The 24,359-nt window shown below is 37.9% G+C and carries 24 protein-coding genes; 14 read left to right on the forward strand and 10 right to left on the reverse strand.

Annotated features, from left to right (window positions below):
• Positions 1 to 100: 100 nt before the first annotated feature.
• The gene (locus SNE38_RS15470) at positions 101 to 919 is read right to left on the reverse strand and encodes a S1C family serine protease (protein WP_191702930.1); all 819 of its coding nucleotides are present in this window, start codon (positions 917 to 919) and stop codon (positions 101 to 103) included.
• A gap of 388 nt (positions 920 to 1,307) precedes the next feature.
• Here SNE38_RS15470 and SNE38_RS15475 point away from each other — a divergent pair, with 388 nt between their 5' ends.
• Positions 1,308 to 2,522 carry an NAD(P)-dependent malic enzyme gene (locus tag SNE38_RS15475; protein ID WP_336046830.1) on the forward strand — a complete coding sequence of 405 codons (1,215 nt, stop codon included), beginning with the start codon at positions 1,308 to 1,310 and terminating at the stop codon, positions 2,520 to 2,522.
• A 68-nt stretch (positions 2,523 to 2,590) separates the two neighbouring features.
• Here the strand turns inward: SNE38_RS15475 and pepF are convergent, their stop codons facing one another.
• The gene (gene pepF, locus SNE38_RS15480) at positions 2,591 to 4,396 is read right to left on the reverse strand and encodes an oligoendopeptidase F (protein ID WP_336046831.1); all 1,806 of its coding nucleotides are present in this window, start codon (positions 4,394 to 4,396) and stop codon (positions 2,591 to 2,593) included.
• 159 nt (positions 4,397 to 4,555) lie between these two features.
• On the opposite strand from pepF, the gene SNE38_RS15485 reads away from it, so the two are divergent.
• The 3 genes from SNE38_RS15485 to SNE38_RS15495 are packed head-to-tail and all read left to right on the forward strand — an operon-like array spanning position 4,556 to position 6,715.
• Positions 4,556 to 5,434: a patatin-like phospholipase family protein gene (locus SNE38_RS15485; RefSeq protein WP_191702933.1), complete on the forward strand. Its 879-nt coding sequence runs from the start codon at positions 4,556 to 4,558 to the stop codon at positions 5,432 to 5,434.
• A 14-nt stretch (positions 5,435 to 5,448) separates the two neighbouring features.
• On the forward strand, positions 5,449 to 6,372 hold the full coding sequence (locus SNE38_RS15490) for a phosphotransferase (RefSeq protein WP_191702934.1): 924 nt from the start codon (positions 5,449 to 5,451) through the stop codon (positions 6,370 to 6,372).
• Positions 6,373 to 6,394: 22 nt separating this feature from the next.
• On the forward strand, positions 6,395 to 6,715 hold the full coding sequence (locus SNE38_RS15495; protein ID WP_191702935.1) for a hypothetical protein: 321 nt from the start codon (positions 6,395 to 6,397) through the stop codon (positions 6,713 to 6,715).
• Positions 6,716 to 6,905: 190 nt separating this feature from the next.
• Here the strand turns inward: SNE38_RS15495 and SNE38_RS15500 are convergent, their stop codons facing one another.
• The 4 genes from SNE38_RS15500 to SNE38_RS15515 form a co-directional block, all read right to left on the reverse strand.
• On the reverse strand, positions 6,906 to 7,112 hold the full coding sequence (locus tag SNE38_RS15500; RefSeq protein ID WP_191702936.1) for an alpha/beta-type small acid-soluble spore protein: 207 nt from the start codon (positions 7,110 to 7,112) through the stop codon (positions 6,906 to 6,908).
• 202 nt (positions 7,113 to 7,314) lie between these two features.
• A complete protein-coding gene (locus tag SNE38_RS15505; RefSeq protein ID WP_191702937.1) occupies positions 7,315 to 7,515 on the reverse strand; it encodes an alpha/beta-type small acid-soluble spore protein in 201 nt (66 codons plus the stop codon).
• Between the two features lie 171 nt (positions 7,516 to 7,686).
• Positions 7,687 to 9,063, reverse strand: coding sequence for a Na+/H+ antiporter NhaC (gene nhaC, locus SNE38_RS15510; protein ID WP_191702938.1), 1,377 nt, complete (start codon positions 9,061 to 9,063; stop codon positions 7,687 to 7,689).
• A gap of 139 nt (positions 9,064 to 9,202) precedes the next feature.
• On the reverse strand, positions 9,203 to 9,889 hold the full coding sequence (locus SNE38_RS15515) for a phosphoribosylaminoimidazolesuccinocarboxamide synthase (protein WP_336046832.1): 687 nt from the start codon (positions 9,887 to 9,889) through the stop codon (positions 9,203 to 9,205).
• Positions 9,890 to 10,066: 177 nt separating this feature from the next.
• Here SNE38_RS15515 and SNE38_RS15520 point away from each other — a divergent pair, with 177 nt between their 5' ends.
• On the forward strand, positions 10,067 to 10,489 hold the full coding sequence (locus tag SNE38_RS15520) for a universal stress protein (RefSeq protein WP_191702940.1): 423 nt from the start codon (positions 10,067 to 10,069) through the stop codon (positions 10,487 to 10,489).
• Between the two features lie 54 nt (positions 10,490 to 10,543).
• On the opposite strand, the gene gdhA is transcribed toward SNE38_RS15520, so the two are convergent.
• Positions 10,544 to 11,911: an NADP-specific glutamate dehydrogenase gene (gene gdhA / locus SNE38_RS15525; RefSeq protein WP_336046833.1), complete on the reverse strand. Its 1,368-nt coding sequence runs from the start codon at positions 11,909 to 11,911 to the stop codon at positions 10,544 to 10,546.
• A 171-nt stretch (positions 11,912 to 12,082) separates the two neighbouring features.
• Here gdhA and SNE38_RS15530 point away from each other — a divergent pair, with 171 nt between their 5' ends.
• Genes SNE38_RS15530 through SNE38_RS15540 form a run of 3 tightly spaced genes read left to right on the forward strand, consistent with a single transcriptional unit; the run spans position 12,083 to position 14,236 of the window.
• Positions 12,083 to 12,538, forward strand: coding sequence for a YaiI/YqxD family protein (locus tag SNE38_RS15530; protein WP_336046855.1), 456 nt, complete (start codon positions 12,083 to 12,085; stop codon positions 12,536 to 12,538).
• A 4-nt stretch (positions 12,539 to 12,542) separates the two neighbouring features.
• Positions 12,543 to 13,871: a D-serine ammonia-lyase gene (locus tag SNE38_RS15535; RefSeq protein ID WP_336046834.1), complete on the forward strand. Its 1,329-nt coding sequence runs from the start codon at positions 12,543 to 12,545 to the stop codon at positions 13,869 to 13,871.
• Between the two features lie 14 nt (positions 13,872 to 13,885).
• The gene (locus tag SNE38_RS15540) at positions 13,886 to 14,236 is read left to right on the forward strand and encodes a DUF4181 domain-containing protein (protein ID WP_191702943.1); all 351 of its coding nucleotides are present in this window, start codon (positions 13,886 to 13,888) and stop codon (positions 14,234 to 14,236) included.
• Between the two features lie 43 nt (positions 14,237 to 14,279).
• Here the strand turns inward: SNE38_RS15540 and SNE38_RS15545 are convergent, their stop codons facing one another.
• On the reverse strand, positions 14,280 to 15,101 hold the full coding sequence (locus tag SNE38_RS15545; RefSeq protein WP_336046835.1) for a phytoene/squalene synthase family protein: 822 nt from the start codon (positions 15,099 to 15,101) through the stop codon (positions 14,280 to 14,282).
• Positions 15,102 to 15,312: 211 nt separating this feature from the next.
• Positions 15,313 to 15,654 carry a hypothetical protein gene (locus tag SNE38_RS15550; RefSeq protein WP_336046836.1) on the reverse strand — a complete coding sequence of 114 codons (342 nt, stop codon included), beginning with the start codon at positions 15,652 to 15,654 and terminating at the stop codon, positions 15,313 to 15,315.
• A 165-nt stretch (positions 15,655 to 15,819) separates the two neighbouring features.
• On the opposite strand from SNE38_RS15550, the gene SNE38_RS15555 reads away from it, so the two are divergent.
• Positions 15,820 to 17,703: an MFS transporter gene (locus tag SNE38_RS15555; RefSeq protein WP_336046837.1), complete on the forward strand. Its 1,884-nt coding sequence runs from the start codon at positions 15,820 to 15,822 to the stop codon at positions 17,701 to 17,703.
• Between the two features lie 49 nt (positions 17,704 to 17,752).
• Here SNE38_RS15555 and SNE38_RS15560 read toward each other — a convergent pair whose 3' ends face one another.
• Positions 17,753 to 18,196: an NUDIX hydrolase gene (locus tag SNE38_RS15560; RefSeq protein ID WP_191702947.1), complete on the reverse strand. Its 444-nt coding sequence runs from the start codon at positions 18,194 to 18,196 to the stop codon at positions 17,753 to 17,755.
• Between the two features lie 154 nt (positions 18,197 to 18,350).
• Between SNE38_RS15560 and SNE38_RS15565 the strand changes: the two genes are divergently transcribed.
• From SNE38_RS15565 to SNE38_RS15585, 5 genes are all read left to right on the forward strand, one after another.
• Complete coding sequence (locus tag SNE38_RS15565) at positions 18,351 to 18,791, forward strand: ASCH domain-containing protein (protein WP_191702948.1); 441 nt, start codon at positions 18,351 to 18,353, stop codon at positions 18,789 to 18,791.
• A gap of 567 nt (positions 18,792 to 19,358) precedes the next feature.
• Entirely contained in the window at positions 19,359 to 20,477 is a 1,119-nt protein-coding gene (locus SNE38_RS15570) for a thiolase family protein (RefSeq protein WP_336046839.1), read from the forward strand.
• A gap of 132 nt (positions 20,478 to 20,609) precedes the next feature.
• On the forward strand, positions 20,610 to 21,785 hold the full coding sequence (locus tag SNE38_RS15575; RefSeq protein WP_191703144.1) for an acyl-CoA dehydrogenase family protein: 1,176 nt from the start codon (positions 20,610 to 20,612) through the stop codon (positions 21,783 to 21,785).
• A gap of 38 nt (positions 21,786 to 21,823) precedes the next feature.
• A complete protein-coding gene (locus tag SNE38_RS15580; RefSeq protein ID WP_336046841.1) occupies positions 21,824 to 23,017 on the forward strand; it encodes a thiolase family protein in 1,194 nt (397 codons plus the stop codon).
• 21 nt (positions 23,018 to 23,038) lie between these two features.
• Positions 23,039 to 24,328: an acetyl-CoA hydrolase/transferase family protein gene (locus tag SNE38_RS15585; RefSeq protein ID WP_336046842.1), complete on the forward strand. Its 1,290-nt coding sequence runs from the start codon at positions 23,039 to 23,041 to the stop codon at positions 24,326 to 24,328.
• Positions 24,329 to 24,359 lie beyond the last annotated feature (31 nt).

A 24,359-nucleotide genomic window follows, 5' to 3' on the forward strand; every position in this document is an offset into this window, starting at 1 on the left:
AATAGATGTACAATATGCTAATATACTACGTAAATGTTCTAAAACCGTCAAAAACTATTCTAATATCCCCGACAAATGTTCTAATAATTAAGCGAGAAACTCATTGCTCTAAATGTTCCTGGAATTGCTCATGAACACTTTCGATTGGTATAAATAAACCGACTTTCCCATGGTTTTCCCGTGTACCAGTTGCAAAAATCACACCTATTACTTGTCCCTCTTCATTAATCACTGGGCTCCCGCTATTCCCTCGATAAACGGGTGCGTTCATCATAATAATTTCTGTTTGAATATCGACAGCGTTTGTATAACCTATCACTTGACCTTCATTCGCAATACCGCTAAATGCTAGCGGGTTGCCGATAAAATAAACAGGCTCATTTTGACGGAATTCGCTTGTTTCTGCGAGTGTCAAATACGGTAGGTTCTCCGCATCCACTTTCAAAAGTGCTAAATCATATTCCTCATATGCCTCCACAACCTCGGCTTTATAAAGTGAATCATCTGGAAATACTACGGTAATTGTTAAAGTATCATCAATCACATGTTCATTTGTTAATATGTAACCATTTTCCGTTACAGCAAACCCAGTTCCTTTCCCGGAGTCGGTGTTTATTGTTACGATCGATTGCTTATATGTTTGGATATTTTCCTGACTAGAAAGCTTAGTTGATACTTTTAAGAATTCAATTGCCGGAATGGAATAAATATTGAAAATTACTGCAAAAGTATTAAAAACAAGTGTCAATGCCATCAACCATACGACAATCCGGACAACAGGCTTTTGCTTTTTTGGCTTTTTTTGTTGCGGATTTTTTCGTGCCTCCCGCTCTTTTGCCAGTGCCTTTTCCTGTTCTTCTAAAACAAGCTCTAAAAATTCTTCTTCTGTCAGCTGCTCGGTGTTTGTTTTATCTGTCATTTTCACCCCTCCGATAAATTAAGTTTAACAAAAATGTGAAAAATTTGTGATGAAAAGCTTTGTGACATTTTTTTTATGTAAGTTTGTGAAAAGTTTCATATTAAGCATTAGAAAGTACTTCGTGCAATTCATCACATACTTTAGCCTGATAAAGCGCCATTTTCAAAATGACAGCCCTTACATTTATTTTATTTATATAATAGATTGTGTATGGATTCACAAATAGTTTTTTACGAAATAAACCTCATAAACATTATTAAATCAACGTTTATATATAATTATCTGAATATTTAATTTAAAATAAATGTTATCGTTGACAAAAGAAATTAAAAGGAATAACATACGTAAATATAAAGAAAATTCCTAAAATTAGAAAGGGTTGGTAAAAATGGATTTAATGAAGAAGTCATTAGAAATGCACAAAAACTATGGAGGGAAGATGGAAATTCGTGCAAAGGTGCCTGTGCAGGATAAATATGATTTAAGTTTAGCGTATTCACCTGGAGTTGCAGCACCTTGTTTAGCTATTGAACAAAATCCTTCAACAGTATATGACTATACGATGAAAGGGAATTTAGTAGCGGTCATTACAGATGGTACTGCTGTGCTAGGTTTAGGGGATATTGGTCCGGAAGCTGCTTTACCGGTAATGGAAGGAAAAGCTTTATTGTTAAAGCGATTTGCGAATGTTGATGCTGTACCGGTTTGCTTAAATACAAAAGATGTTGATGAAATCGTCAACGTAGTGAAGGCAATCTCTCCTACATATGGGGCGATCAATTTAGAGGATATTTCAGCACCACGCTGTTTTGAAATTGAAGATCGGCTGCGTGCAGAATGTTCAATTCCAGTATTTCATGATGATCAGCATGGTACCGCAATCGTTGTCGGTGCAGGGATGATTAATGCCGTAAAGCTTGTAAATAAGGAAGTTGGGCAAATGAAGGTTGTCATTAATGGAGCAGGGGCTGCAGGTATTGCCATTTTACGAATTTTAATTCAGATGGGGTACACGAATGTTATTATGTGTGATACGAAGGGGATTATTTACGAAGGACGCCCTGAAGGAATGAATCCAGTAAAAAATCAAGTCGCTAACTTAACGAACCCGTATCAACTACGCGGAACCTTGGATGATGCGTTAGTGGGAGCTGATGTATTTATCGGTGTATCTGCAGCGAATATTTTAAATGAAGCCCATATTAAGTCGATGGCAAAAGATCCAATCGTTTTTGCATTGGCTAATCCAGATCCTGAGGTTACTCCTGAAAATGCAAAAAAATGGGGCGTTAAAATTATTGGTACAGGGCGCTCGGACCACGCGAACCAAATTAATAATATGCTAGCATTTCCAGGGATTTTCCGTGGGACGTTGGATGTGCGAGCGAGAGATATTAATGAAGCCATGAAGCTGGCGGCGGTTGAGGCAATCGCTTCACTTGTGACTGACGAGGAGCTCCATGAAGACTTTATTGTTCCTAGCTCGATGGATGAACGTGTTGCAGGAGTAGTTGCAAAGGCAGTCGGGTCAGCTGCAATTGAATCAGGAGTATCTGACTTATTCCAACAAGTAGATGTAGTGAAGCGATCGATTGCGATTTAACTGTTGAAAGTAGTTTGTAGCTAAAAAAATAAAAGGATGTGCAAAGTATTTTTGCACATCCGAGGTTTTTATACTGTGTGTAGTTCTTCTGTCAATTGCTCTAATTGTGTAACTAAATTTCCGATAAATGCGATTGTATCACGCAATGGTTGTTCAGTCGTAATATCGACACCAGCCATTTTCGAAAGCTCAACAGGTGTTTTTGTACCACCGGCTTTCAACACTTCAATCCATTCTCCAACAGCTGATTCATCACCATTTAAAATACGTTGTGAAACTTGTGTTGAAATTGTTAAGCCAGCTGAATAAGTATATGGATATAAGCCCATATAGTAGTGAGGCTGACGCATCCAAGTAAGCTCAGCGCCTTCTGTGATTTCAACTGTATCTCCCCAGAATTGCTCCAGTACTTCGCGTTTTAATTCATTTAATTTCGGAGCATTCACATTGCCTCCGCCATCGATAATATCGTACACTTTGCGTTGGTAAGCGGCTTCCAATAAATGTGTTACGAAGTTATGGTAATACGTACGGCTAATGATTGATGAAATAACCCAACGTTTAAAACGAGCATCTGATGAATTTTTTAATAAATGATTTGCCATTAACATTTCATTCATTGTAGAAGGTGCTTCAATAAAGTATAACGACGGGCGTGCGTTGTAAATATTTTGAGCTTCATTTGCTAAATAGAAGTGACCTGCGTGACCTAATTCATGTGCAAGGACAAATACTTCGTTCATACGGCTTGTCCAAGAAATCAATACATATGGGTGTACACCATATGGGCTTGAACAGAATGCACCTGTTGATTTACCGGCATTTTGGGCAAAATCAATCCAACGCTCATCAAATGACCGGTCAATCATTTTGATATAGTCTTCACCCATAATAGATAGACCGTCTTTCATATATTGGCGGGATTCTTCTACAGTAATAGTAGGCTCGTATGATGGATCCAATGAAATTTTAAGATCTGCAAAAGTCATTTTATCCAAATCATGCGTTTTTTGAAGCAGCTTTGCATAGCGACGCATATGTGGTGCTAACTCATTCATGATTAAATCAATTTGACGGTCATACATCGTACGGTCAACTTGCTGAGATTCTAGTAACGAATCGAAAATTGTTTCGTATCCACGCAAATCTGCATCGGTTTTTTCGATTTTCAAATGTGTATTATACGTTTTGGCCGTGGTATGTTGATAGTCACGTAGTTTTGAAGAGAATGCTTTAAATGCTGCGCGACGTTTTTTCGTATCTGTTTCCAATTCCCAATCGCCTTCGAATAAATTATAGCTAAGTGGGAATTGTTCGCCATCTACTTCAAAATTCGGGAAATCCATATCCACTAATTTTGTTGTATTGTAAAGTTCATATGGTGCATCAAATGTTGCCCCAAAAGCAGCCAATGCTTTTTCGGCTTCGGGATGGAGCTGGTATGGCTTTTGGATTAGTAGCTTATTAATATAGTTTTCATATGCTGGATTTAATAGTTGCGCTTCTTTTAAAATTGCTTCGTCTAATGCCAATAGGTCACTTTTTACAAAGGAAAGCTTAGTGGCAATGCTCGCAGCAAGTGATCCAAACTGGGCTGAACGCATTTGATTTTCTGTGTTCGTTTGATCTACACTGTGTGAAAGACTTGCATAGGTACCAATTGGCACTAATTTCAGCTGGATTTTTTCAGTTGCTTCGATGGCTGCAATGGCACCTTTGGCATCCGTAATTGTTCCTGGCAACTGCTTGGCGCTTGTATCAACAAGCTCTTTCACTTCCTCTATTGCTTCTAAGTAAGCTTCTTCTGAAGAAAATAAATCATTTAAATTCCACGTTTCCCCGACAGGTACTTCATTACGTTTCAACATTGACATAAGTTGCCTCCTAGTATTACGATATTCGAAATAAATAATAACATATTTCAGAAAATTTAGGAAGTATCCAATAGTATAATAAATTTACTCCTTTTATCATTAATAGTCTAAAACGTATAATAAAATAAAAGATATGTATATGAAGAAAGAGTGATATGGATGAATGAAGTGAAGGATTGCAGTTTAATTTTGGAAGGTGGAACGTTTCGAACGGTATTTACAGCAGGAGTATTGGATGCTTTAATGGAGCAGAAGATAGTTATGCCATATATTGCGGCAATTTCAGCAGGGGCGATTAATGCTGTTTCGTATATGTCGAATCAGCCTGAACGCACGATGCGAGTATTGACAACGTATCGCAATGATCCGCGTTATATGGGTGCGCGGAATTTCCTAAAGGAGAAAAGTCTTTTTGGTTTAGATTTTGCTTACAATATCGTTCCTAATCAGCTCGATCTGTTTGATTGGGATGCGTATTATAACTATCCTGGGGAAGTGGAATTTGGACTGACTAATGCTTTTACCGGCAAGGTGGAATATAAGAGTGCACATACGATGACGCGTACATGTGATATATTGCAGGCGACGTGTGCTATCCCGGTATTATTCCCGGAAATTAAAATTGATAATATTCCTTACTATGATGGTGGACTAGCGGATTCGATTCCTGTAAAGCGGGCAATTGAGAAAGGCTATTCTAAACATCTGCTCGTACTGACAAGGGAGCCAGGCTATATCAAACAGCCATCAAGATCAAACAAATGGGCAACTAAACTTTTTCAAAAGCGGTACCCTAGACTTGCTGCTGCAATGAACGACCGTGCGACGATGTACAATGATACGATGAAATATATTGGGGAATTGGAACAAAATAACGAAGCTTTTATTTTCAAACCGGATCGTGCAATAAAAAGCTTCGAAAGCAAAATTGATCAAATGAAAGCAAATTATGAAGTCGGGTATGAGCAGGCATTAAAACAAATGCCTGAGTTGAAAGAGTTTTTGGGGGTTCAAAAGGATACACCGATCCCTCTGTGAAAGGTGATGACAATATGACAAATGGAAAAGAAATATTGGCACTATTTGGATTTGAAGCTAAAGAAGAGCCTATAAGTATCTACCCATATTCACCCGTCTACCGGGCAAAATACAGAGAAAAAGATGTTATTGTTAAACGTACGCAAACAAGAGCAGAGCATGTAATGTCCTATACGAACATGCTAAAAGATAAAGGAATCAATGTTGTAACACCAGTTAAGCTACAAGTTGATAACCCGCAAAAATATGAGGATACGAACTTTGTTGTTTATCCATTTATAGATGGTAACAAATACTCAGGCAAAGAAAAAGAAATATATGAAGCAGGAAAGATGCTGGGACAAATTCATAGTGTTTCACCGACTTCAAATATCTATGATCTTATTGACTACGATGTTTACGATTTTAACAAACAGGAAGTAGAAGAGAGTATGGAAGCTATTATGCAACATGCTGGCAAAGCTGGGATTGAAATTGACCCAGCATTAAAAATAAAATTACTGGAAAGTGTTGCAGCTCAGCAGGAACTTTATGAGGCGGGATTACCGCACGTCGCAACGCCCCATGATTTTAAAGCGAATAATCTGGTGTTAATCCCGGAACCGTATTTAATTGATCCGGATAATGCAACTTGGATACCAAGAGTTTTCGATTTAGCACTTGTCTTAATGCTCTTTCATAATGAGCATGAATGGGCCCCAGACAGAGTTTTTACAATAGATGAATGGGAACTGTTTTTATCAGGGTATAAAGAATACAGTGTTTTAACCGATCAGGAAAAATTATTTTGGGAAAAGGCGAAGCAGCATGTTTTTCTTGATGAAGTCATGTGGTTAATGGCTGAGTATGAAGAGGACTGGCAAAATCCTTCTCAGCAAAAACTGTTTAATAGCTTAATCCGAGTTGTAATTGACAGTGCTGACTACAGACTAATATAAAAAGTTGAAAGGAGGCAATACTATGGATAGTTTGGCAGAAATAATGCGTATTGTATTTCCGTTAATTATCGTAGGCGCGATAAGTATATTTGTCATTTTAAGACTTCAAAATAAACATAAAAAAAATCAGCTAGGAAAGAAAAACACACAAGGTGCTCAACTTTTATTGGATAGTTTAATACCTTGGGGGACATTTTTAGGCATCTTTATCGGGGGGATGATTAGTTTTTTTTACCCGATGTCTATGTTAAATATGGTTAGTATAGGCGGAGGCGCGGGGATGTTAATTGGGTATTTTGCCTATGAAATTTATAGTAGGTCAGAGGGAAGTTCTTCAAGTTAGTCATTAAGAATATTTTTACATTAGTAGTGCAAACCGGGGTTCTGGTTTGTGCTTTTTTTTGCAGAAGTGAAAGGGCGAAGGGCAAACGTATCTAGGTCTAAGTTAACACGTAGATGACATAACTTTGTTCAAAGAAGAACACATTAAAAAGGAAACGCTACTTTTAACTGTAACGCTTCCTTTTTATTTATTATTGGTTTGATTTTCCGCGTAATTGTTGTTCTGCCATCTGAACTAGGCGTTTCGTAATCTCTCCGCCTACAGATCCGTTTGCACGAGATGCTGCTTCAGATCCTAATTGCACATTAAATTCTTGTGCAATTTCGTATTTCATTTGGTCAACCGCTTGTTGTGCACCAGGTACACGTAATTTATTTGAGCTGTTTTTGTTTGCCATCTGTTACTCGCCTCCTTGTAACATTAGAATGCACAAGGAAGCAAGTATCATACTACATCGAAAATAGGTAATTTACAGTTTAATTAGGTAGTAATTTAAAAATGGGGAATTTATAACATAATTTGCACTTCCGAATCAAATTCTATAAAGAAGTCAAAATAAAAGGAAACGCTACATATTACTGCAACGTTTCCTTTTTTAATTATTTAGATTTTAATTGTTGCTCAGCCATCTGAACTAGGCGTTTCGTAATCTCTCCGCCTACAGATCCGTTTGCACGAGAAGATGCTTCTGCTCCTAATTGTACACCAAACTCTTGTGCAATTTCGTATTTCATTTGGTCAAGCGCTTGTTGTGCACCAGGTACACGTAATTTGTTTGAAGAACTATTGTTGTTTGACATGAGTGCTCACCTCCTTGTGACATTAGAATGTACAAGGAAGCAAGTTTCATACCATATCGAAAATAGGTAATTTATAGTTTAATTAGATAGCGATATTTAAATTGGTAAAATTTTATAATTGAAAGTATTTTAAACTTTACACTCAGAACTTCATTTAAATTTGAAAGACCATTAGCTCGCCTTTGTAATCGTAATATTCAACCAGCCAAACAGTATCGTCAAGACGGGGCTGAGTAAACAGAAAAACGCAAACGGTACATAGTCTAGTACAGATACATTTAGAGTAGTTGCAATAAACAGACCGCAGACACTCCATGGAACAAGCGGATTGATAACTGTACCTGCATCTTCAATTGTACGAGCCAAGTTTTTAGGGTGAAGGTTAAGCAATTTAAATTTTTCTTTGAATGCTTCCCCCGTTAATAGGATTGATAAATATTGCTCACCAATTGTAAAGTTAATACCGATTGCAGTAAATGCTGCTCCGCTAATAACGGAACCAACTGATTTCAATTTGTTTTGCAATGCTTCAAGCAATGATTGAATAATGCCGAGTGCAAATAGCAAACCTCCCATTGAAAGTGACAGCACGATTAAAATAATTGTAAACAGCATACTATTCATACCGCCGCGGGATAATAATGAATCAATTGCCACTATACCTGTTTCTATTGAATAGCCGTTGTATAAAATTGAAAAGAGTTCATTTAACGGAATAGTACCGTGAAAATATGATAAAATAACTCCGGAAATGGCACTAATGGCTAATGTTGCAAGGCTCGGAATTTTTAAAAAGGTGCAAACAATCAGAATGACTAACGGTAGCACAGCGTACCAATGAATTAAATTTGTCGCAAGCAGAGTTTCTTTATAGCTCGTAATCAGTGTGTTATCCATAAGCTGACTACTTGGTGACAGCACCGCATAAATGATAAGCGAAATGATAAAAGCCGGAATTGTTGTGTACATCATATTTTTAATGTGTGTAAATAAATCAATTCCCACAACCGTTGCTGCCAAGTTGGTTGTGTCCGAAAGCGGCGACATTTTATCCCCAAAAAAGGCTCCTGATACAATCGCACCTGCTGTAATGGCAAGTGAAGCATCAATCGAACTTGCCACACCAAGCATTGCAACTCCTACAGTTGCAACTGTAGTTAGTGAGCTACCAATCGCTGTTCCGATAATGCTCGTAATAATAAATACAATGGCATAAAAAAAGCTCGCAGAAATAATAGAAATTCCTAAATATAGTAATGTAGGAATCGTCCCGCTAATTAACCAGCTACTAATTAAAACACCGATTAATAGAAAAATATAAATCGCGCCGATACTCGTTGAAACAGAAGCAATCATACTTTTTTCCATCGTACGGTAAGGCACTTTTTTTATTGTACCATAACCAAAAAGTACAACAATCGACATTAAAATAGGTATATGCGGCACACTGTCAAGCTTCATAATAGAATAGGATATTAGTGCAATAATAAAAATGATTATAATAAGAGCTTCCAGTAAATGTGGTTTTACATGCTGTTTTGCATTCATGATGAGATGACCTCGCTATATAGTTTCGCACTTCAACGCGTCGAAGTACGAAAGTAAGTGTATCATTATATATAGAAAAAAGGAAGAGGGTACAATAGAAAAGGTACAAATCGAATAATGATTTGTACCTAGAATGAATTTATTCAGATAACATAATACGTTCTAACTCTAATGGTGCGATATATGTATCACCTTTATACGCTCGCATATTTCCACCCGAAATCTCATCAATCAATAAAATTTCGCCAGTTTTTGAATCGCGGCCAAATTCCAATTTAATATCATAAAGCGTTAACCCTTTTTTCTCTAATTCTGAAGCGACGAATTTTGAAATCTCAATTGTACGCTCCTTTAAAATGGCATATTCCTCATGTGTTAAAATATTCAGCATTGCTAGTGCATCTTCTGAAATAGGAGGGTCCAGACGCTCATCATCCTTGATTGTAACTTCTACAAATGCATTTAATTCTTGTCCTTCATTTACATATGCACCATAGCGTCGTAAGAAAGAACCGACTGCTTTAAAACGACATATTACTTCTAGTCCTTTTCCGAAAACAGTGGCAGGCTTTACTGTCATTGTCGCCTCTTCAAAATTCGCATCTACATAATGAGTCGGTACATTCAATTCATTCAGTTTCGAATAGAAGAAAGATGTTAATTTCAGTCCAGCTAAACCGGCGCCATCAATTGTTAAACCGACCGTGTTTGCTCCTGGATCGAATACGCCGTTTTCTCCAGTTACGTCATCTTTGAACTTTAATAGATATAGTTCGTTTTCAAGTTTATAAACATCTTTTGTTTTGCCTTTATACATCAATTCCACGTCTTAAAACCTCCAATATGTATTCTATTTGATTATAACACGAATATTTTAATGGTAAATATAAAATAACGTTCGTATTTTAAAGAAGGACGTCTAACTTCTGTTGGTTTATAGGGGTTTAGTTTAAAGTGATGGAAACATTTGTTATACTACCTTTAAGACAAAGGAGTGATCAAAATGGTTGAAACGTATAAAAATGTAGTTGTTGCTGTAGATTTTTCAGAAAAAGCACAAATCGCCTTTGAGCGCGGAGTACGCATTGCGAACCTGACAGGTGCTACACTGAATTTAATTTGTGTTATTGATACACATTCTTTCGGATCAGTAGAGGCCTACGATTTGAAATATGCAAAAGCTCTAAAGGATAAAGCAATTGATCATTTAAATGAATTTAAAACTCAAGCAGAACAATCCGGCGTAGCAAACGTTCAGATTGTAGTCGAAGAAGGCTCTCCTAAAAATGTGTTAACAAGCTTAACAACGGCTGATCTAATCATTGTAGGGGCAACAGGACTTAACCGTGCAGAACGCTTCTTACTTGGCTCTGTTTCAGAAAGCGTTGTCCGCAATGCTAATTGTGATGTATTAGTAGTACGATAATGTAAACTTAAAACCCGCAAAATTCGATGGATGAATTTTGCGGGTTTTTGCTGTTTAATAAACGCCTTCTACAAGCATTCCGTTTGCTACTTTAATAAAGCCGGCAATATTTGATCCGACAACTAAATTTCCTGCATAGCCGTATTTCTTTGCAGCTTCAGAGCTTTCATTGAAGATAGACTTCATAATGTCATGCAATTTGCTGTCTACTTCCTGCGCTGACCAATAACTACGACCTGAATTTTGTGCCATTTCTAATGCAGATACTGCAACACCGCCTGCATTTGCAGCTTTACCAGGTCCAAATAATACATCACTAGCTAAAAATTCATTGATGGCATCTAAGTTAGATGGCATATTGGCACCTTCTGCTACTACTTTAACACCATTGGTAATTAAAGTACGTGCCTGTTCACCGTTGATTTCATTTTGCGTAGCACATGGTAGGGCGATGTCACATGGAATTGTCCAAATTCCATCGCAGCCTTCTGTATAAGTTGCGTTTGGACGATGAGTAACATATTCTTTAATACGCTTACCTTGGACTTCTTTTAATTCTTTTACAATTTTTAGATTAATACCCTCTGGATCGTAAATATAGCCAGAAGAGTCTGAGCAAGCAACGACTTTTGCACCGAAATGCTGTGCTTTTTCAATTGCATAAATTGCAACGTTTCCTGAACCAGAAACAACAACTGTTTTGTCTATAAAAGATTGTTTTGCTTCACGCAACATCTCTTCAACAAAGTAGACTAATCCATATCCTGTTGCTTCCTTCCGACCTAAAGAACCACCATAGCCAGGTTTCTTGCCTGTTAATACGCCTGCTTCATATGAACCTTTAATACGCTTGTATTGACCCCATAAATAGCCGATTTCCCGCGCACCTACACCAATGTCTCCGGCCGGAACATCGACATCCGGACCGACATAGCGGTATAATTCTGTCATAAATGCTTGGCAGAAGCGCATAATCTCTGCATCGGATTTTCCTTTAGGATTAAAATCCGAACCACCTTTACCACCGCCGATTGCCTGACCAGTTAAAGCGTTTTTGAATATTTGTTCGAATGCTAAAAATTTCATAATAGATTCGTTTACGGTCGGATGGAAACGTAATCCTCCTTTATAAGGTCCGATTACGTTGTTGTATTGAACGCGGTAGCCACGGTTTACTTGTACTTGGTTTTGATCATCCTGCCAAGCTACACGGAATGATATAATGCGATCAGGCTCTATAATACGCTCTAAAATGTTATGTTCTATGTATTCAGGATGTTGCTCGAATACAGGCACCAATGAGATGAAAATTTCCTCAGCAGCTTGTATGAATTCTATTTGATGAGCGTTCTTTTCTTTTAATTTTAAAAATACACCGTCAACATATTGTTGTGCAGTTGTCTTAGTTGAAATTGTCGTCATTGTGTAACCTCCAAATGAATTAATAAGTATACATTAGTATGAATTATCGGACAATTCAATTACATTTTATGTAACATGACCTTGTTATGATGATGTTAGAAACAATAAATACCATGTAATTATTATGTTAGAATAATTTATTTTAAGCATTTTCTGAAAGGGTGAAAGAATATTTTACAACTATTAATTGATGCAGATGCTTGTCCGGTTGTTGATTTAGCGCTATTTATATCATCTCAATATGAGATTGAACCGATCTTGTTCTGCGATACATCACATCGTATAGAACGAGATAATATAAAAACAATTATTGTCGACAAAGGACCTGATTCAGTCGACTTTAAGCTTTTAAGTGTATTAAAACGAGGAGATATTGTTATTACAGGTGATTATGGGCTCGCTGCGATGTGTATTGCAAAAGGTGGAATTGTTGTTACTCATAACGGTAAAGAACTGACGTCTGACAATATCGATCAACTGTTGGCATATCGCTTTGAAAGTGCGAAAATAAGACGTGCAGGGGGTCGTACAAAGGGACCTAGAAAACGCACCGAAGAAAATAATTTAGAGTTCGAATATAAATTTCGACAAATTTGTGAACGAGCGATTTTTCATAGGGAGGAATAATTATATGAACAAACAAAAGATAAATATAAAAGAATTAATAAAGCAATTTCCACTTATTGAAAAGCTACAGACAGAACAGTATGTATTTTGGGAAAATGAAAAATTGACAGCTGAAAAACTAGAAAATCCAAGCATTACTATGGAAATGATACTTGATGCGGAAAAGAGACTCCAACGCTTCTCTTCTTATATAAAAGCTGCTTTTCCAATAACAAAGTTTACAAATGGTATTATTGAATCCGAACTAAAAGAAATTGTAGCGATGAAAAAACTCATTGAAGGTCGACGTGGCTTTAATATACCGGGCACATTATATTTGAAGTGTGATCATGCTTTGCCGATAGCCGGTTCGATTAAAGCGCGCGGTGGCATATATGAAGTGCTGAGCCATGCTGAAAACCTCGCATTAGAAGCCGGTCTCATTACAGAAGTTGAAAATTATGAAAAGTTCCATAGTGAAGAGTTCCGCCAATTCTTTAGCCGTTATAAAATTGCGGTTGGGTCTACGGGTAATTTAGGGTTAAGTATAGGCATTATCAGTGCTAAGCTCGGTTTTCAGGTAACGGTGCATATGTCTAGCGAGGCGAAAGTATGGAAAAAAGAACTGCTAAGAGAAAAAGGCGTTGAAGTAATCGAGTATGAATCGGATTATACGTCAGCTGTTGAAAACGGCCGCAAAGCTGCGGAGCAAGATGAAACTTGCCACTTTATAGATGATGAAAACTCGATGGATTTATTTTTAGGCTATGCCGTAGCAGGCCTACGTCTGGAAGAACAACTTCAACAGGCGAAAATTAAAGTGGACGCAAATCATCCGTTATTCATTTATTTACCTTGTGGAGTCGGAGGAGCTCCGGGAGGGATTGCGTATTCTCTCAAGCAAATTTATGGGGATTATGTTCACATTTTCTTCGCAGAGCCCTTTGCGTCTCCGAGTATGCTTTTAGGGATGATGACGAGTCTGCATGACAACATCAGTGTGAACGATATCGGTTTAACAAATCAAACTGAAGCTGACGGTTTGGCGGTAGGTCGTCCTTCACGGTTTGTCGGGACATTGATGGAATCCGTAATTAGTGGATGCTATACTGTAGATGATAGCTTTTTATTTAGAAGTTTAAAAGGTATGTTTGAAACGGAAAACATATTTATGGAGCCATCAGCGCATGCAGGTGTTTATGGACCGATTGAATTGATGATGCAAGGTACATCGTATATTGAAAAGCATGGGCTGAAAGATAAAATGGAAAATGCAACACATATTATTTGGTCAACCGGCGGGGATTTGGTGCCTGAAGAATCACGCCAGCATTATTTACAAACAGAGATATAGAGGGGAAGTAGCTTGTGCTAATTGTAGTAGTCATCGCAGCATTTATAGGAGCAGGTTTGCTGGATTTAAATTTACGTAAAAAATTCAATATCGAAAAAAATGAGAAATTTATGGATCAGTACGTAGGTATTTGGCATTTCCTGTTAGAAATCGTACTTTGCTTCTTATTTTTATCATTCGTTACAGTGAACTTATTTGATCAAAATACGCTATATGCTCTATTATTTGCATTTATTATGGTGTTATTTATTGTTCGTGGTTTGTTGGAGTTTTGGTTTAGAAGAGAAAAGGGTCGACATATTATTTCATTCACATATGTTGGACTTTGTGCAATAATCAGTGTTGCAATTTCAATAATTTTGTAAAAAAGAAGTGTGGCGAAAGTTATAACTTTCACCGCACTTCTTTTTAGTCTGCCTGTACTTCTTCTACCGTTGCTTCAACTTCTGCACGTGACATTTTATCGCGTCCTTCTCTCATCGCTTGTAATGTTTTGTGCGCTAATGCTAAAGGTAGTTTACAAAATAGTTTAATTGAACGCTTGTCTAAATCTTTCATATATAGGTCAGCTTTTGCCAAGTTTTCTTCTGCATAGGCAAATAGTTCAGAGCGTGTCCAGTCATCTGGAACGAAACTCACACCACGTTCGTCTAAATCTTCTTGCTCATTACGTAAAATATTAACTGCCTGAAGTCCTCGACCATAGCCAATTGCCAGCTCGCGGTCTGTTTTAGTACCTGCACTCCATTCCCACAACTCTGAAAGCATGACACCTACTAATCCTGCCACGTAATACGTATAGTCATCTAAATCTTCTTTCGTATGTACTTGCCAGTTGGTTAGTGCCCATTTCGCCATACCTTCAGCCATTTCACTCGTTGCAGAAGTTACAATCGACAATGCACCTTGTGGACATACTTGTAGCCAATCTGCTAAACGGATTGTCACTTCAGGCATTTTTTCCTTTACAGGATCCAATGCTTCTAAATAAGCATTGTTATCGAAAGAGGGTGCCTTTAATAGGTCTGCAACCTTTAAAAGTGTTGCATTTTTTACTTCATTTGATACTTCTTCATGATCTTCAATCTCGTCAATGGCACGCATAGCTAAGTATGCAGCTGCTACCGTTAGTTTTAATTCTTTTTCTAAAAAGGTAATGGGGATATAAAATGTACGGCTCGTCTCTTTTAGAACGCGCATCGCATCTTTTTGTAATTGTTTCGTTGTCATAAGGAAGACATCCTCCAATCTAAATTGCATCCACCTCTTATCGTAACGCAAATTTGTAAAAAGGGAAAATAAAAGTTCTGTCTCAAAATAGAACATGAGCATGCAATTAGAAAGTTTTAGCTTAAAAGTATAACGGGGGCGGTGGAAAGTAGAAAGTGCCCGGATAAAAGTAGAACGCTCCACCTGAAAAGTAGAAAGTTCCACCCCGAACTCACATACTTGAAATGAATTTCGCAAACATATAAAAACTCCCATTAATAAAGCAGATTATTAAAGCTGAAAATGCATATGCCTTATTATTTTTAAATTCATACAAAAAGGCAATAAAACCTAAAATCAATATTCCTATCCAGCTAATCCCCCACATTACATTTGCTAACCTATCAGGGAAAAGTGTGAAAACACCTGTAAGAAAACTGGTCCAAATAGCAACGGTTAACCCAAATAAAATGTAACTTAATTTAGATGGCTTTCCTGAATCACTCCCCCAAATATAAAGAGCAACGACAAGAAACATGCAGAGGATAGCAACTATTAGAAACAGAATTGACAATAAAACACTCCTTATAAAAAATATTTTTTAGTATGACGCATTTATTAGAAAATAGTTCAAAAAAATTATTGTCTGTATAAATTTCCCTTGAAAACGACAACCTTGTCACTTTATAATAATGACAAGGTTGTCGTTTTTAATTTTCCACTAAGGGATGGGGGAATAATGGTGAATACTGTTTCTGTTTCAAATCATCTGTATAAAAATAAGGCTTTTTTGTTTTTAATCGCTTCACAAATTGTTTCAGCTATTGGTAACTGGCTAGATCTTTTAGCTATTATGACTTTAGTTGCTGTAAAGTGGAATGCTTCACCTTTGGCAGTTTCCGGTGTCATGTTAGTGTTTGTAGGTCCTATGGTATTGTTTGGTCCCATTAGCGGAGTATTAAGCGATCGTTTTGAAAGACGTTCCATAATGGTTCTGTCGGATTTAGTGTGTGTCATACTTGTGCTAGGGGTAGCATTTTCAACAGAGTTATGGCAGGTATACGTACTGTTATTTTTAAAAAGTTCGTTTGTAGCATTATTTATTCCAGCAAAAAATGGTAAGTTAAAAGAAATTATAAAAGATGACCATATTCAAGCGGCAATGGGAATCAGCGCAATGATAGATAATGGAGCAAAAATTATTGGCCCTGTACTTAGCGGAATGGTTGTCGCAACACTAGGTGTCCAATTGGCATTTTATATAGATGCGTTTACGTTTGTTTTGTCTGCACTTTTATTACTCGGTGTTCCAAAGCAAAACCGAAACGCTGTTTTAAAAGTAAATGCACAAAAAAAGTTGAATATCTTCTCTAATTTACTAGTAGAGCTTAAAGAAGGATTTATTTTCTTAAAAAGTATTCCTGTTATTTTAATAAGCTTGTTGATAAGTACATTATTGCTTCTCGTTTTACAAGTTGCCGATACACAATTTATGGTTCTATTACGGGGAATTTTTCAGGATCCTGTCACTGTGGCAGGATATAGTATGGCAGCAAGCGGGGTCGGGATGTTTATCGCATCAGCCATCTTTACAAAAAAACATATTAAATCAACGCTGAATTATATGTTTTTTGGAGCATTTGGGCTTGGTATTTCACTGATTGCGGTTGCGGTTATGGTCCACCTTTCCACAATCGTTCTTGCCATTGTATATCCGATGTTATTTTTTCTAGCGGGCTTCTCTTTTGGATCGGCGATTATACCTTTAAATATCGTTGCTCAAAAAAGTACTCCCGTTGAAAAAACTGGCCGCATATTCGGATTGATCAATAGCATGACGACGCTTGGCACTTTAATCGGAATGGTTTTGGGGGGGATTCTTTCCGAACTGTTTGGTGTGGTTACGACGTTTATTGTGTCAGGTGTTTCGTTAATAGTAGTGAGTTTGTTAACAATCATTATTAAATTTCTCATGAAAGAAGGAAATATAATGTCACCGAAAGTATCTGAACAATATAAAGAAAATCGTAAACAGGAAATTCTAAAAGCTGCAGAAGCAGTATTCTGTCAAAAAGGATTTGAACCGACAACAATGAAGGATATTGTTGAAGTATCAGGGATGAGCCGAGGTGGAGTATATCAATATTTCTCCAGTACAGAAGAAATGCTCAAGGGTATTCTGGCAGAAAGAGATGAACAGTTTGAAGAAAAAATTCACCATTATATCGAAAGTGATCAACCCGTTTGGGAGACTCTAGAGTCTATATTAGAGGCATATAAAAAAGATTCATTCCATAAAATAAGTGCCGTTACCTATGAGTATTTTGTAACTGGATGGCGTAGTGATGGGATGGAGAGGATTCCATATTTATTAACCCGTTTCAATCGCGGAAGGGAAAATTACATTAAAGTGCTTGAGAAAGGGGTAGAGGCAGGGGAATTTCGTCCGTTACAGCCGCTAAGTACAATTGCTACGTTTTTGATTAATGTTACGGATGGGATTTTACTGGAAACACACCTAGCTGGAAAAGAGGAAGCAGATACAGAAGGCCAGCTAGATGCTTTAAAACTATATCTTAAAACAGTGCTGCAAATAAATGAACAAGGTGTAAGTATGATATGAAACAAAAAACGGAAACGCTAATAGTGCAGCGTTTCCGTCGACTTTACTCTTATGAAATATATCCAATCTTTTTGAGAAAGATTTTAGAAATGTAATTCAATTGGGGCAGGTTATCTAAAGGGAAATATTGCAGCGCCTTCGTTTCATCTTTTTCCTTAAGGTTCCCAGTAATTTTTATTGCTTCATATATAGCGGTTGCATTATAAATTTCATCGCCATTTGGGTATTTATAATAGGTTTCTTTTCCGGAGGCTATGCCAATTAATTTCAATTCCTCGGCGTTTAAACCAGTCTCTTCATGTAATTCTTTTTGGGCAGTTTCTTCAAAGCTGTCACCAAGCTCCATCCCACCACCCGGAAGACCCCAATCATTAGTATCTTCCCGTAATTGCAACAATAGCTCATTGTTATCATTCAAAATAATCACGGCGGATCCAGGTGCGATGATAGGTCTTTCTCCAATATATTGTCGTAAAGTTTCAATGTAATCCATAGTAGTTTCACACTCCTTTATCGCAATTAACTAAATACTAACACATATTTAGTATTGGTAAGTAATGATATATGTTAAATTTGTTTAAATAGGTATTTTAAGTTTTTTCAGGAAATACTTAGAATTTTAAAGATTGAAAGAAGGAGCTATACAGATGAATAAGATTGATACATATTGGCAGCAGTATTGTGAGTTGGAAGGTTTATCAAATATACGTTATACGGAAGCATTTCAATTCGGTGAGAAGGCGGATTGGTTGGCGAGCCTCGTTGTTACAGGCACTAAAACGGCAACTTGTTCAAGCTATCCGTTGTATGAATTAGAAGGAGATCCTTTACCAAAAGTGGGCGACTATCAAATTGTATTAAATAGTCAGGATGAGCCGGTTGCCATTATAAAAACCTATTCCATAGAAATTTATCCATTCAATGAAGTGCCTGTTGATTTCGCGTTAGCTGAAGGGGAAGGAACGTATGACGAGTGGAAGGAGGCACATATCGCATTCTTTGGTCGACTACTGCCTGAATATGATTTGGTATTTTCTGAAGAGATGCTTACTGTTTGTGACAGGTTTGAAAAAGTATATCCAAAATAAAGATTGGCAAGTATTTCGTATATACGGAGTACTTGCTTTTTTTTGTCGAAAATAAAGTACCCAAAAATCAGAGTATAAAAAAACTTTTGGATGCACATAGGATTAGTTCTAAAATTCTATTCAATTGATAGTTTTAAAATGAGTAATTGTACTGATAGTCATGTTATGTAGAATTAAATTAGAACTATGGAAAAACATCTGATTACGTTATTTGCCACCGTTATTTTCCCTCAAATTCCTCCAAATATCCGTTATGCAACATTTCGTTAAACCACCGTAAATATTATATTGAAATTTTTATTTAATCTTTTAAATGTTATTCAATCAATAATAAAAATGGGAGGAGAAGAGGATTTATTATTTAGGGATATTACCTTATTTAGAATATTTTAACCTAAATTTATATATATAAGTTAAGAGTACTTTTAAATATTAACTTCGTAGGTTGTAATGTTTTTTGTTATGCAACATATAGTGATTTTGGAGTAAAGGGCACATGCATTTTTTACAGAAGGTGATATAAAGGAAGCTTCAAAAACCAATTAAACTTGAAGGGGGAATGTGAGTATGAGAGAAGCGGTAATCGTTGCAGCAACGCGAACAGCAGTAGGGAGAAGAAATGGAGCATTAGCCGAGGTACGGGCAGATGATTTAGCTGCTGATGTACTGGAGGATATAGTAAAGCGAGCAGGAATTGAAAAGGCGCTAGTAGAGGATATTATTTTTGGATGTGTTACACAAACGCTCGAACAAGGTGGAAATATTGCACGTATTGCGGGATTGATGGCAGGTTTTCCAATTGAGGTGCCAGGTGTGACGATTGACCGGCAATGCGGATCTAGTCTACAGGCGGTACACTTTGCTGCACAGGCAATATTGGCAGGAGATATGGATATTGTGATTGCAGGTGGTATTGAAAGCATGAGTCGTGTTCCTATGGGGTCGAATATGCAGGGGACGCGAAAAAGTGAGCGCATTAAAAAGTACGAGCTAATTAATCAAGGGTTATCTGCAGAGCGTATTGCCGAACAATGGGGTTTAACGGAACAGGAAATTAACGAATATTCTGTGCTCAGCCAAGAGCGAGCAATCAATGCGATTGAAGCAGGTTACTTTAAGGATGAGATCGTAGCGGTTGGAGAAGTGGATACAGATGAGGGACCGAGACCGGGAACAACAGTTGAGGTACTGCAAGGTTTGAAAAAGGTATTTAAAGAAAATGGATTAATTTCTGCAGGAACTTCTTCACAGATGAGCGATGGTGCTTCTGCTGTACTCATAATGTCCAGTGAAAAAGCTCAGGAGCTAGGCGTTAAGCCGATGGCGAAAATCATTGCGCGCACAGTTATAGGTTCCGATCCAACACTTATGCTAACGGGACCAATTGAAGCAACAAAACGTGTACTTGAAAAGGCTAATTTAACGATTGATGATATGGATACGTATGAAGTAAATGAAGCATTTGCACCTGTGCCGATTGTTTGGGCAAAGGAGCTTGGAGCGGATTTGGACAAATTAAATCCAGACGGCGGTGCGATTGCACTTGGTCATCCACTTGGCGCAACAGGGACAAAGCTATTAACTTCGATGCTTTATCGGATGGAGCGCAATAACCAACGCTATGGCTTACTTGCGATTTGCGAAGGAATGGGTATGGCGAATGCCACAATTATAGAAAAAATATAGATCAAAAGTATTAATAAAATTAGGAATAATATAAGAGTCAATTTCATAGTTAATAGAATATCCAGAAGTTATGTAATCGCTTTCAAATAGATAAAACTATAAAAGATAACATGAGGAGAGAGAGTGAAGAATATGAATAAAACATTGACGAAATCCAGAAAAGAATCACGTACTTTCTTAAATGACGAACATATTATGTTTAGGGATTCTCTTAGAAAATTTGTAGAAAAAGAAATTGATCCTTATTTTACACAATGGGAAGAAGATCGTATTGTTCCCCGTGAATTATGGACAAAGTTAGGTAGCCAAGGATTTTTATGTCCAAGCGTTGAGGAAAAGTATGGAGGGACGGGACTAGATTTTATTTTTGATGTAGTTCTATCAGAAGAGCTGTCTAAAGTAGGCGGCGGCTTAAGTGGCATTGGTTTGCATAGTAATGTCGTGACACCTTATATCACTTCATTTGGTACAGAAGAGCAGAAGATGAAGTACCTACCAAAGTTTGTTAGCGGGGAATGGATCTCTGCCATTGCCATGACAGAGCCAGGTGCGGGATCTGATTTGCAGAAAATTACTACTACAGCGATTAAAGATGGTTCTGACTATATTGTAAATGGAACAAAAACCTTCATTACAAACGGGATTCTTTCAGATGTGATCATCATCGCCTGCAAAACTGATCCAAAAGCGGTACCTGCCCACAACGGGGTAAGCTTAATGATTATTGAACGAGGGATGGAAGGATTTTCACGTGGTAGAAAACTGGACAAAGTTGGGATGCATAGCCAGGATACAGCTGAACTAATATTCGAGAATGTTAGAGTCCCTGCAGAGAACTTGCTTGGGGAAGAAGGTAAAGGGTTCTTGTATTTAATGCAAAAACTACAGCAAGAACGACTGCTCACTGCAGTAGGTGCTATTACGGCTGCAAAGGATATGCTGGATCTGACTTTGCAATATGTAAAAGAGCGTGAGGCATTCGGTAAACCAATTGGCAAATTCCAAAACACACAGTTTGTATTAGCTGAAATCGCGACACAAGTACAAATCGGCCAAACATTTGTGGATGATTTAATTGTGCGCCATTTGGACGGACAGGATATTGTGACCGAAGTTTCCATGGCCAAATGGTGGGTGACGGATATGGCCCGGAAAATTTCTGCAGAGTGTATGCAATTACATGGCGGCTACGGCTATATGGAGGAATATAAGATTGCGAGACGCTTCAGAGATATTGCTGTTACACCGATTTTCGCAGGTTCCAATGAGATTATGAAAGTTATTATTGCTAAAAATATGGGGCTGTAATTGTACCAAAGAGTATGAATTTGCGAGGTGATATGAAAATGAGAAATGTTGTAATCATAGATTCCGTCCGAACAGCAGTTGGCCGGATGGGGGAGACATTGAAAAATGTAGAGGTTGATTATCTCGCGGCAAAAGTGCTGGATGAAATCATCGTACGTACCGGTATTAGTAAAAGTGAAATCGATGAAGTTATTCTCGGGCAGGCGAAGCAAAGTACAGACTCGCCAAACTTAGCTCGCTTGGCGCTTTTACGTGCCGGCTTTCCGATTGAAATTACGGGATACACAGTTCATCGGCAATGTGGCTCAGGTCTGCAGGCAATGAATAGCGGTGCACAGCAAATAATGTGTGGTCTATCGGATATTATTATCGCTGGCGGTGCTGAAAGTATGAGTACGGCACCATACTATCTACGAAATGCCCGCTACGGCTACGGTGCAGGCAACGGTGAAATTCTGGATTCAAACACAGAAAGTCAGCCAAGGGCACAGCCTATTGAAACATATGGGGCATTAACAATGGGGATGACCGCTGAAAATTTAGCTGTCAAATACTCGATTTCCCGAGGTGAACAAGATGAATTTGCCTTAAGAAGCCAGGAAAATGCGAAAAGAGCTATTGAATCAGGTTTGTTTACGCAGCAAATTGTACCTTTCGAAGTCAAGACGAAAAAAGGATCAGTCGAATTTAAAGTAGACGAGCATCCTAGAGAAACAACTTATCAAAAGTTAGCCCAGTTAAAGCCTGTCTTTAAAGAAAACGGCACCGTTACTGCGGGTAATACAAGTGGCCGGAATGATGGCGCGGGTGTTGTCATGTTAATGTCAGAAGAAGCGGCTGCACGATATGATAAAAAGCCTAAAGCAAAAATTATTGCGCAGGCTGTTGCAGGGGTTTCGCCGGAAATTATGGGAATTGGACCTGCGCCAGCCACGAGAAAAGCGTTGAAAATTGCGGGTTTAACACTTGATCAAATCGGGTTGATTGAACTGAATGAAGCCTTTGCTGCACAATCTTTAGCAGTTATTAAAGAACTTGGTCTGGATATGAACCGCGTAAATGTAAATGGGGGAGCGATCGCCCTTGGTCATCCAATTGGCGGCACGGGCGGTGTTTTAATGACAAAGCTGCTTCATGAAATGGAAAGACGCGGAGAAAAGTATGGTTTAGCAACATTCTGCATTGGCGGCGGTCTAGGTATTACGACAATTATTGAAAATATGCAGTTGTAGAACAAGCCGGAGTTGATAAAGATGATTGATTTAGATTGGAAAGACATTTATAGAAAAAGATTTACCACCACTGAGAAAGCAATCCAGCATATTGAATCCTTTCAAAAGATTTTTTTGGCACCGATGTGTAATGAACCTCAAGCACTTGTAGAAGAATTAATTCGTCAAAAGTCACGGTTGCAAGAAATTTCATTATATACCGTCGTTTTAGGTAGTCCGTGTAAATATGCGGATATAGCCTGTCACCCTCACTTTAACATTCGGACATTTTTAAGTTCTCCATTACTGAAAAAAGCTTATGAAAATAAAAAATGTGATTATCTTCCGGTGAATTTTTCGGAAATCCCTCGGTGGATTAAAGAAGAGCACATTGATGTCGCCCTCATACAAGTTTCACCACCAAATGCAGATGGGTTTTGTAATCTCGGTCTTTCTGTAGATGTGGTGCCAACATTGATAAAAGAAGCGAAGATTGTCATTGCAGAAGTAAACAGCAATCTTCCTGTAACATTCGGGGAAACACTAGTCCATGTATCGGAAATCAATTTTTTCGTTCATTCCGACAGGTCGTTACTCACGATTCGTAATAGTCAACCTTCAGAAGAGGATTTGAAAATTGGGCGGTACGTTGCAACACTTATACCTGAATATGCAACGATTCAAGTAGGCGTTGGCAAAATTGCTTCCGGTATTATTCAATCACTTCATTCGAAAGTAGGTTTGGGTGTGCATTCCGGTTCTATCTCTGACGACATTATGGAGCTCATAAATATCGGCGTTGTTACAAACGAGCGAAAAGAAATCAACCGTAATCGAACTGTGTGTACAACACTTACCGGAACGAACGATTTATATGAATTTTGTCATCGAAACGAATACATTGAACTTTACCCGATAAATTACACACATAATGCAGCGGTTATATCGAAAATAAGCAATTTCCATTCGATCAATTCAGCGCTGGAAGTTAGTTTATCGGGGCAAATAAATGCAGAACAAATTGATGAAAATCATGTAGTGGCGGGGGTTGGCGGACAAATGGATTTTATCCGGGCATCAAAGCTATCACCCGGTGGAAGAGCAATTATTGCCATGCCTTCTACGGCACAATTCGGGATGGTATCACGGATTAAGGCGCACACACAGTATGTTACATCATTAAAGTCTGATGTTGACTACGTTGTCACGGAGTATGGCATTGCAAAATTGTTTGGGAAATCCATGAAAGAGAGAGCAGAAAGCTTAATTGCCATAGCTCACCCAAAATTCCGTACTTCTCTTTTAGAGGAGTTCGAACAATTGCAGCAATAAGATTCCTTGTCTTATTGATTTTTAAACGAGA

Origin of the sequence: Solibacillus ferritrahens (assembly GCF_037027585.1) — a bacterium.
GTDB lineage: Bacteria > Bacillota > Bacilli > Bacillales_A > Planococcaceae > Solibacillus > Solibacillus ferritrahens.

Bases quoted from the DNA above. Each gene is read 5' to 3' on its own strand.
- SNE38_RS15470 (WP_191702930.1), bottom strand. From the start codon at position 919: ATGACAGATAAAACAAACACCGAGCAGCTGACAGAAGAAGAATTTTTA.
- SNE38_RS15475 (WP_336046830.1), top strand. From the start codon at position 1,308: ATGGATTTAATGAAGAAGTCATTAGAAATGCACAAAAACTATGGAGGG.
- pepF (WP_336046831.1), bottom strand. From the start codon at position 4,396: ATGTCAATGTTGAAACGTAATGAAGTACCTGTCGGGGAAACGTGGAAT.
- SNE38_RS15485 (WP_191702933.1), top strand. From the start codon at position 4,556: ATGAATGAAGTGAAGGATTGCAGTTTAATTTTGGAAGGTGGAACGTTT.
- SNE38_RS15490 (WP_191702934.1), top strand. From the start codon at position 5,449: ATGACAAATGGAAAAGAAATATTGGCACTATTTGGATTTGAAGCTAAA.
- SNE38_RS15495 (WP_191702935.1), top strand. From the start codon at position 6,395: ATGGATAGTTTGGCAGAAATAATGCGTATTGTATTTCCGTTAATTATC.
- SNE38_RS15500 (WP_191702936.1), bottom strand. From the start codon at position 7,112: ATGGCAAACAAAAACAGCTCAAATAAATTACGTGTACCTGGTGCACAA.
- SNE38_RS15505 (WP_191702937.1), bottom strand. From the start codon at position 7,515: ATGTCAAACAACAATAGTTCTTCAAACAAATTACGTGTACCTGGTGCA.
- nhaC (WP_191702938.1), bottom strand. From the start codon at position 9,063: ATGAATGCAAAACAGCATGTAAAACCACATTTACTGGAAGCTCTTATT.
- SNE38_RS15520 (WP_191702940.1), top strand. From the start codon at position 10,067: ATGGTTGAAACGTATAAAAATGTAGTTGTTGCTGTAGATTTTTCAGAA.
- gdhA (WP_336046833.1), bottom strand. From the start codon at position 11,911: ATGACGACAATTTCAACTAAGACAACTGCACAACAATATGTTGACGGT.
- SNE38_RS15535 (WP_336046834.1), top strand. From the start codon at position 12,543: ATGAACAAACAAAAGATAAATATAAAAGAATTAATAAAGCAATTTCCA.
- SNE38_RS15545 (WP_336046835.1), bottom strand. From the start codon at position 15,101: ATGACAACGAAACAATTACAAAAAGATGCGATGCGCGTTCTAAAAGAG.
- SNE38_RS15555 (WP_336046837.1), top strand. From the start codon at position 15,820: ATGGTGAATACTGTTTCTGTTTCAAATCATCTGTATAAAAATAAGGCT.
- SNE38_RS15560 (WP_191702947.1), bottom strand. From the start codon at position 18,196: ATGGATTACATTGAAACTTTACGACAATATATTGGAGAAAGACCTATC.
- SNE38_RS15565 (WP_191702948.1), top strand. From the start codon at position 18,351: ATGAATAAGATTGATACATATTGGCAGCAGTATTGTGAGTTGGAAGGT.
- SNE38_RS15570 (WP_336046839.1), top strand. From the start codon at position 19,359: ATGAGAGAAGCGGTAATCGTTGCAGCAACGCGAACAGCAGTAGGGAGA.
- SNE38_RS15575 (WP_191703144.1), top strand. From the start codon at position 20,610: ATGAATAAAACATTGACGAAATCCAGAAAAGAATCACGTACTTTCTTA.
- SNE38_RS15580 (WP_336046841.1), top strand. From the start codon at position 21,824: ATGAGAAATGTTGTAATCATAGATTCCGTCCGAACAGCAGTTGGCCGG.
- SNE38_RS15585 (WP_336046842.1), top strand. From the start codon at position 23,039: ATGATTGATTTAGATTGGAAAGACATTTATAGAAAAAGATTTACCACC.